The sequence below is a fragment of the Paracoccus aerius genome (assembly GCF_014656455.1).
GTDB lineage: Bacteria > Pseudomonadota > Alphaproteobacteria > Rhodobacterales > Rhodobacteraceae > Paracoccus > Paracoccus aerius.
In genome coordinates this window covers 1-7,744 of sequence record NZ_BNCL01000051.1, presented here as the reverse complement: position 1 = coordinate 7,744, position 7,744 = coordinate 1, and the positions used below count along the sequence as shown (strand labels likewise).

The 7,744-nt window shown below is 59.8% G+C and carries 6 protein-coding genes and 1 pseudogene; 4 read left to right on the top strand and 3 right to left on the bottom strand.

Annotated features, from left to right (window positions below):
• Positions 1 to 450 precede the first annotated feature (450 nt).
• The gene (locus IE224_RS20205; RefSeq protein WP_202380386.1) at positions 451 to 1,128 is read right to left on the bottom strand and encodes a c-type cytochrome; all 678 of its coding nucleotides are present in this window, start codon (positions 1,126 to 1,128) and stop codon (positions 451 to 453) included.
• Positions 1,115 to 2,590: a sulfite dehydrogenase gene (soxC, locus tag IE224_RS20200; RefSeq protein ID WP_229849490.1), complete on the bottom strand. Its 1,476-nt coding sequence runs from the start codon at positions 2,588 to 2,590 to the stop codon at positions 1,115 to 1,117. Before soxC ends, IE224_RS20205 begins: the two co-directional genes overlap by 14 nt.
• Here soxC and IE224_RS20195 point away from each other — a divergent pair.
• Entirely contained in the window at positions 2,589 to 3,323 is a 735-nt protein-coding gene (locus IE224_RS20195) for an IclR family transcriptional regulator (protein ID WP_191313249.1), read from the top strand. The genes soxC and IE224_RS20195 overlap by 2 nt on opposite strands.
• Positions 3,324 to 3,865: 542 nt before the next feature.
• Here IE224_RS20195 and IE224_RS20190 read toward each other — a convergent pair.
• Positions 3,866 to 5,044 carry an MFS transporter gene (locus tag IE224_RS20190; protein WP_191313248.1) on the bottom strand — a complete coding sequence of 393 codons (1,179 nt, stop codon included), beginning with the start codon at positions 5,042 to 5,044 and terminating at the stop codon, positions 3,866 to 3,868.
• A gap of 84 nt (positions 5,045 to 5,128) precedes the next feature.
• Here IE224_RS20190 and IE224_RS20185 point away from each other — a divergent pair, with 84 nt between their 5' ends.
• From IE224_RS20185 to IE224_RS20175, 3 genes and pseudogenes are all read left to right on the top strand, one after another.
• Positions 5,129 to 6,118 carry a GlxA family transcriptional regulator gene (locus tag IE224_RS20185; protein ID WP_229849489.1) on the top strand — a complete coding sequence of 330 codons (990 nt, stop codon included), beginning with the start codon at positions 5,129 to 5,131 and terminating at the stop codon, positions 6,116 to 6,118.
• A 236-nt stretch (positions 6,119 to 6,354) separates the two neighbouring features.
• Positions 6,355 to 7,134 (top strand): MBL fold metallo-hydrolase, encoded by a 780-nt coding sequence (locus IE224_RS20180; protein WP_229849488.1) that lies wholly within the window; start codon positions 6,355 to 6,357, stop codon positions 7,132 to 7,134.
• Positions 7,135 to 7,389: 255 nt separating this feature from the next.
• Positions 7,390 to 7,644, top strand: a pseudogene (locus IE224_RS20175) (transposase); the annotation flags it as partial.
• Between the last annotated feature and the right edge of the window lie 100 nt (positions 7,645 to 7,744).

The window sequence follows — 7,744 nt, the reverse complement described above, 5'->3', positions numbered from 1 at the left end:
GCTGGAACGGGTGGTCGGATGGTCGTGGAATGGCCGGTCGGATGTTCATGGAATGTGTGGTCGGATCACCGTGGTGCGCGCAGGCTGTATAAGGAAAATAGCTCACCAGACCGTCAGGCACGCCCCCTGTGCCCTCGGGAGAACACCGAATAAGAGCTGTCTGGCGCATCCACGGCAAGAAAGATGCGTGCTTCTTGTCGATCCGTCGTGGCCGTGAGCATTACCGCGGAAGGCTGCGACCGACTGCCGGGCGATCCATTCCTCGACTTCCATAACACCCGTTCCGCCCTCTTTGCTTATAAAGCCGCACCGGCGGAGGCCACGATTAGCCGAGTATCGCCTGGGCGACGCACACGCAATCTCGACCAAACAGCAGCTGCCACCACGGCTGGTGTTCGACTTCTGACCTCCTAAGGGAGGCCGCCTTCTTCAGGCGGCCCCCAGACGTTCTCACATGGCGCCCGGTCGCGGATCCTCAACGAAGCCATCGGCGTTCGGCATCTCGATCTCCTTGAAGCTCTGGGCATTCAGTTCGGCATCCTCAGGCAGAATGCCGCCACGGCCCAGGATATAGGCCGAGACCGCATAAACTTCGTCCGCCGACAAGGAGCCCGGCGCATGCAGCGGCATTGCCCGGTGGATGTAGTCGAATAGCGTACTGGCATGAGGCCAGTAGCTTTCAACTGTCTTGAGCGGCTTGTCTGTGGCCAGAGTGTCTCGGCCGCCGATCAGGGCAGGGGCACCGGTCTCCTTGATGCCCTCCAGGTTATCGCCATGGCAGCTCGCGCATTGCTCGACATAGACGGTCTCACCTTCTGCGTAGGTTCCGCTCCCCTCCGGCAGGCCAGACCCGTCCGGCATGACATCGATATCGATTGCGGCGATTTCCTCTTTCGTCGCAGGCCGTCCGATCCCGAAGCTTGCATCCAATCCTGGTGCGGCATCACTCTCTGCATCTTCCACCACAGGAGAGGGTGGCATCGGCTCCTCGAGGTTCCCCACGGGCTCGGGCAAGGCTGCAACGGTTCGTGCTGCTGCCGCGTCCGAGGCTGAGGTCTCTGTTTGGGCCTGAGCCATGGTGCATGCGGCCATCAGAAGCCCGGCCAGCGTCAGTTCACGCGTGAACATTGGTCACCTCCCCATTGGCAGCCACATGCCAGCTCTGGATCGCATTCAGGTGGTAGACAGACTTGGTGCCACGGACCCGGACCAGCTCGGGCAGCGTCGGCTGGACATAGCCCGTCTCATCCGTGCAGCGGCTCTGCAGGACAGCCTCATTGCCGTCCCAGATCCACGGCATGCGGAAACGCGTGTGGCTCTTGTTCAATACCGGTTCTTGCAAGGCGGCCTCGGTCCAGGTCTTGCCGCCGTCTGCGGAGACCTCCACCTTGACGATCTTCCCGCGTCCCGACCAAGCCAGGCCGCTTATCTCGTAAAAGCCCGGGCGCGGCAGCTTCATGGCGCCAGAGGGAAAGGTGATGACCGACTTCGCATCCATCTCCAGCGTGAACAGACGGGCAGTGCCATCGGGCATGAGGTCGGTGTATTTGGACGTCTCCTCCCGTGTCATGAAGGGCTTGTCGCTGACCTCCAGGCGGCGCAGCCACTTGATGTGCGTGTTGCCCTCAAGCCCCGGCAGAAGAAGGCGCAGAGGGTAGCCTTGTTCGGGGCGCAGAGCCTCGCCGTTCTGGGCATAGGCCAGGATTGCATCGTTCATGGCGACATCGATTGGCACGGATCGTGTCATGACAGCGGCATCCGAGCCTTCGGCCAGGATCCAGGCTGCGCTGTCCTGAATGCCGGCTTCCTTCAGCACGGTGGACAGCAGCACACCCGTCCATTCCGAGGTCGAGGTCAGCCCATGCGTGCCCTGCACGGTCTTGAGGGTCGGCTTCTCCCATTCCGTCAGGCCGTTGCCCGAGCACTCGATGAAATGGATACGGCTGACAGAGGGCATGCGGCGCAGGTCGGCCATTGTCAGGCGTAGGGGTTTGTCGACGAGGCCGTGGATGATCAGGGTGTGGGTGGCGGGATCAATGGTGGGGATCCCACCATGATGGCGTTCGAAGTGCAGCCCCGAGGGCGTGATGATGCCGTGCCCCGATGCCAGTGGTGTCATGGACCAGCTCGAGTCCAGGCTGTCGGTTGGATAGCGCCAGCGGATCTCGCTCTCGAACTGCGAGCGGGATCCATAGCCGCCGTCGTCCAGGATCAGGCGCCCCTGTTCCTTTGTCGGATCCGGCTGGACCGGATATTCGATTGCGCCCGGAGGCGCATCGGCCCGGGCACGCCCACCCGACAGCAGCAGACCCGACATGATCGCGCCACCCGACAGCAGCCCTCGCCGTGTCAGTCCCGAGAACATGCCCTCCTTGCAGTCGCATTCCTCCTCCGCGACAGCACCCGCCATAATGCGGCTCTCGAGTTCGACCAGAGCCTCGGCCATTCGCCTTTCCGCCGGACCGTATCGTTCGCTTGAAAAAAGATCGTCCTTCATCTCTTCCTCCCTATTCACGGCAACCTCGAAGAGGTTTACCGTATGATGAGAACAGTGCCCCAAAATATGATAAATGCAAATGAATGATCGCATGCTGATGCTGCTCGAGGCGATTTCCGTAGAAGGCTCTGCGGCCGGACCGCTTGACCTTGCCCGGCACACTGGCTTGCCTCAGGCCACCACCTATCGCCTTCTCGGAGAACTGGAGCGGCTGAAGCTGGCCGAGCGGGTGGGGCAGGGATACCGGATCGGCAGCCGGCTGTGCCGAATTGTCCTTGGAGGGATTCCAGAGGATCACTTACGCTCTGCTCTCGGCCCTGAACTCAGGGCATTGGCGGACGAGACTGGCGAAACTTCCTTTGTCGCACGATTGACGGGCAGCGGTGTCGAACTCTTCCTTCGCGAGCTACCGAATGATGGCGTCTCCGGAGGGGTTCTTCCGCCTGTGGGGCTACGGCCGGCCATCTGCAGTGCGGCGAAGGCCATTCTTGCTTATCTTCCCGTCGCTGAACAGAACGAGATGATCGCCAAGATGAAGCTCCGCTTCCCCGGTCAGCCAGACAGAGAGGACGATGAATATCGCCGAGAGATGGCCCGCATCGCCGAAAGCTCGTTTGCTACATGCTTCGGGGAGGAAGACCCGGACATTGGAAGCTTCGCTACATCCCTCCCGGTGCAGGGGCGCAAGGGCTACTTCTGCGTCGGCATCGTTGGGCTTCGTTCGCGGATTGAAACGAGTTGGCTGAGTAAGCAACCGGTTCTCCAGGCAAAGGCGGCGCTGATGTCCAGCCGAATGGCCGACTATCCATCCCTTCTGAGCGCTTGAGGGCTCCATACCTTCTGAAGAAATCTGCAAGATCTGGGCACAAACTCCGACAAACCGGCCGAGCCCTTGAGGAAAAACAAAACGGGTTTCGAATGCGCGGAGACCAACGACTGTTTGCCAGTTCCGCCATCAAGCTGACGCAGAGCCAGGTCGAGGATGTCCTGCAGGCGATCCAATGCCCGGTTCTGAACATCTGGGCCAACGAAGGTATCCTGCATTCCCGCTCCAGGCTTGCTGATCTGTTGCGTCGGGCGAGGAGCCTGATTGTATAACGTCAGCGCCCATGGAACAGATTAGGCCGATTGCGGTGCGGCGAGTTTCCACACAGGCTAAGCCCTTAACGGTCATTGAGCAGCCTTATGTCTGCTTCAGTTGCAGCATAGACAGTCGGCTCATTCATAATGGTCAAAGACCGTCCTCGCCATATTCACAAACCTTAGAAGCAGATGTTCAAGCATTTGGCGTCGCTACTGGCAGCGCAAAGCCGAGAATGCAGGAAACGAGGTTTCAGATCCCTCGACCTCGCTATTCGCTATGATGATCTACGCCAGGCGCGGCATTTTTCGAGACGCCACCAGCGCACCGATAGCAATCGCGATAGGCGGGAATGCCAGCCAGCACACGACATACCAGCCATAAGTTGCCAGTACCCCTCCTGACAGGAATGATCCGATCATCACCGTGACGAAGACGATGAAGTCGTTGGTGGCCTGCACACGCCCACGTTCCTCGGGACGGTGAGTGTCGAGGATCATGGCAGAGGCACCGGCAAATCCGAAGTTCCAGCCCACCCCGAGCACGACAAGGCAGACCAGAAAATGAGTGCTGGTTTCTCCCATAAGGCCAATGGCGGCAGATAGACCTGTGATGATCAGACCCGCGGTTGTGACGGCGCGGGCGCCGAAGCGGGTGATCAGTCCCCCAACGATAAAGCTGGGTGCATACATCGCCACGACATGCCACTGCACGACGCTGTTCGCGTGATGTTGATGCATGCCCTCCATCCGCATCGCAAGAGGAGCTGAGGTCATCAGGAAATTCATGAGGAGATAGGTGATCGCACCGGCAATCACCGCCTTGATGAACAACGGCTGCGATAGGATCTGCTTCAGGGGTCGGTCGGCCGATAGAGACGATCGAAGAGGGGCGGGGGTTGTGATGCCGAGAAGAGCCGCGCCCGCCAGAAATGCGCAGGCAGTCGCAGCGACATAAGACCCTGCAAAGGCATGGTTCGGCACGACGCCCATTGTCGCCGAGACGAGAATGCCGCCCAAGATGCCGGATGCGACACCTCCGGCCAAAACCGTCGCCAAAGCTCGTGCTTTCACCGCATCGGGCACGCACTCTGCCGCAGCGAACCGGAATGACAGCCCGACTGCAGAGAATGCGCCACCCAGCAATGTCGCGAGACAGAACAGCGCAAAGGAGTGTACCATGATCGCGTAAGCGCCGATCAGTCCGCTCAGGATACCAAGGGCGGCACCTCCCAGGAAAACGGCGCGGCGGCCATATCGTTCGGCCACGAGACCGGAAGGCAACGTGCTCGCCGCCATTCCCGCGACAAAAACCGATATCGGTAAAGTCGCCAGGGAGTCGTCCGGTGCCATCGTCGCACCAAGCACTGCGCCGGTGGCGAAGATGATCGTTGAATGCGCACCGACCAAGGCTTGCGCAACGGTAAGTCGCCAGATGGCGGCTCTTCCCGACCCGAATTTGTTCATGACTAAGTCTTTCCACTGCGCCGGATGCCAAAACTGGCAGCGTTGGGCACTAGATACTTGTGACTGCTCCCGTTAAGAAGTGGCGTGAGCGACATAGATCGGTTTGATTTCGCCATGCAGCCAAAGACTCATCTGGAGATCGGCATCCTGATTTATCCGGGTGCGCAGATGGCGGCGGTTCTGGGCCTGACCGATCTGTTTCAAGCTGCCAACGGTCTGGAAAATGCCGGACAGTCGCGATTGCGCATCAGCCATTGGGAGTTTCCTGCCGAAGACGGCGCGCCGCTGCGGGTGTTCGACAGCGCGCCTCATGAAGAGGGCGAGCCCGTGGTCATCGTGGTTCCACCGGCGTTCGGCAACCCAATCGCGCAGGATGTTGCACGGCGTTATGCAGCGTGGCTGCGCGAGCGCCATGCCGTTGGAGCTGCCCTTGGATCCGTCTGCACCGGATCGTTCATCCTCGGGGAGACCGGCCTGCTCGATGGCAGGCGGGTCACGACTCACTGGACCTTTGACGATCATATGCGAACCCGGTTTCCCAAGGTCCGCCTCGACGTCGATCAGTTGATCGTGGAGGACGGAGACATCATCACCGGGGGCGGTGCCATGTCATGGATCGACGTCGGCCTGCGCATCGTTGACCGCCTGCTTGGGCCGTCCGTGATGATCAAGACGGCGCGCTCCCTGCTTGTCGATCCGCCTCATCGCGAGCAGCGCTATTACAGCACCTTCGCCCCACGGCTGATGCATGGTGATGCCGCCATCCTCAAGGTGCAGCATTGGCTGCAGGCGACGGGCGCGAAGGACGCCGATCTTGCCAGGCTTGCAGAGATTGCAGGATTGGAGGGCCGGACCTTCCTGCGGCGCTTCAAGAAGGCCACGGGCTTCACCACCACGGAGTATGCTCAGCGTATCCGGGTCAGTATCGCGCGCGATCTTCTGCAGACAGGGACGCTTCCTCTGGATCAGGTCGCATGGGAGGTGGGATACAGCGATGCAGGCGCGTTCCGAAAGGTCTTCACCCGGATCGTGGGCCTGACGCCTGGCGATTATCGCCAGCGGTTTCGGGCCTGACGCAAGGTGGCGATATCGGACCGTTCTTTGTCGATAGCGCCACCTGCATCTAAAGCCACATAACCCTATGTTCCGTCCAGCTTCGCCACGCGAAGCGCCCTTTCGCAGGAATGGACGCAGAAATGAATGAATTCGAACGCGGGCTGTCGCGACGGCAGGCCCTCATGCTGACAGGCGGCGCAATTGCCGCGGCCTCCGTCCTGTCGACGAAACCCTTGATGGCAAACACAGGCACAATGAAAAACACCGCAAAGATCACCCAGGTCCGCAATGCCACCATCCTTGTCGAGTATGCCGGATCGACTTTCCTGATCGATCCTCTTTTTGCCGATCAAGGCAGCCTGCCGGGCTTTCCGGCATCCGCCAGCAGCCAACTGAACAACCCGCTTGTGCCGTTGCCGATGGCGAAAGAGGATCTGGTCGCCGCAGATGCCGTTATCGTCACGCATCCGCATCTCGATCATTGGGACGACGCGGCAAAGGCCGCCATTCCAAATGACAAGCCTATCTTCGCACAGAACGAGGACAATGCTGCCCTTATCCGTGCCGATGGCTTCACGGATGTCCGCGTCCTGTCGGAGACGACCGAGTTCAACGGCATTACCCTGGCCAGAACCGATGGTCAGCACGGCACGGACGAGACGTTGGACGCCTTTCCGACCATGGGCGAGGTGTGCGGCGTCGTGTTCAAGCACGCCGACACCCCGACTGTTTACGTCGCCGGGGACACCATCTGGAACGAGCATGTGCAGGCGGCCATCGACAAGCACAAGCCGAATGCCATTGTCCTGAACGCTGGCAATGCCGTGATGATGGGCTTTGACCCGATCATCATGGGAACCCAGGACGTGCTGTCGGTTCATCGTGCCGCACCGGAAGCTGTGCTGATCGCGAGCCATATGGAAGCGATCAACCACTGCATCCTCAGCCGCCAGTTCCTGCGCGACTTTTCTGTTCAGGAAGGGTTCGAGGCAAGCTTGATGATCCCGCAGGATGGTGAAACCGTCACTGTCTGATCAGGACAATGGATTATCAGATCGCTGCTTCACCGAGCAGCGATCTGACGACGCCAAGCGTAAAGAAGATGCCCCTATGATGACGAATGTCGCTTTACGCTGCGGTTGCCATTGAGCATTTCAGCCAGACAGCCAGACAGCCAGACAGCCAGACAGCCAGACAGCCAGACAGCCAGACAGCTACACTCCTTTGCCTAGGGTCAGTCCCTATAAATTTTTCTTTCACGCCAGCATGCTGGCTGATCCACACTGGCTATGAACCAGAGCAATACAAGATACTTTTGGCTGAGCGCGGAGCAGATGCGACGCATGCAGTCCTTCTTTCCCAAGGTGCGAGGGCGTGCGCGATCCAACGACTGCAAGGTGCTCAGCGGCATCATCTACGTCAAACGGTATGGGCTTCGCTGGCAAGACGCTCCCGCAGTCTATGGCCCTTACAAGACCCTGTATAACCGCTTCGCCCGGTGGTCCCGGATGGGCATCTTTGCCAGGATATTTCAGGAACTGGCGCGGCCAGACGCTCAGGGATGTTGATTTCCACCCAGAACTGAGCCGGATAGGCGCGTAATTTCCACTGAGAATTGAGCCATGTGAACCTTTCCCCAAAGCG

Bases quoted from the DNA above. Each gene is read 5' to 3' on its own strand.
- IE224_RS20205 (WP_202380386.1), bottom strand. From the start codon at position 1,128: ATGTTCACGCGTGAACTGACGCTGGCCGGGCTTCTGATGGCCGCATGC.
- IE224_RS20195 (WP_191313249.1), top strand. From the start codon at position 2,589: ATGCTGATGCTGCTCGAGGCGATTTCCGTAGAAGGCTCTGCGGCCGGA.
- soxC (WP_229849490.1), bottom strand. From the start codon at position 2,590: ATGCGATCATTCATTTGCATTTATCATATTTTGGGGCACTGTTCTCAT.
- IE224_RS20190 (WP_191313248.1), bottom strand. From the start codon at position 5,044: ATGAACAAATTCGGGTCGGGAAGAGCCGCCATCTGGCGACTTACCGTT.
- IE224_RS20180 (WP_229849488.1), top strand. From the start codon at position 6,355: ATGAAAAACACCGCAAAGATCACCCAGGTCCGCAATGCCACCATCCTT.